1 protein-coding gene is annotated in these 257 nt (G+C 38.9%); it reads right to left on the bottom strand.

Features of this window, described 5'->3' with window-relative positions; translation table 11 throughout:
* Positions 1-257: HAD-IC family P-type ATPase (locus tag SB749_RS20045; RefSeq protein WP_410711852.1), on the bottom strand; the 257-nt coding region annotated here is incomplete at both ends.

Below are 257 nucleotides of genomic sequence, written 5' to 3'. Positions count from 1 at the left end.
GCAGCAGCTAATGCTGGAGCATCATTCACTCCATCTCCAACCATCACGACTTTTCCATATTCATTTCTTAGCAATTTTATATAATTTAATTTATCTTCTGGCATGAGTTCCGCTTCTACTTCAGAAATGCCTACAGCCCTTCCAATCGCTTTAGCTGTAGTTGTATTGTCTCCAGTTAGCATCACTGTTTTCTTAATTCCTAACTCGTGCAATGTATTAAGAGTTTTCCGACTTGTTTCACGTACTTCATCTGCAAC

The sequence above is a fragment of the Brevibacterium sp. SIMBA_078 genome, assembly GCF_046534565.1.
In the GTDB taxonomy this organism is placed as follows: Bacteria; Actinomycetota; Actinomycetes; order Actinomycetales; family Brevibacteriaceae; genus Brevibacterium.
The sequence above is the reverse complement of the archived record's forward strand: the minus strand, read 5'-3'. Positions and strand labels throughout refer to the sequence as shown.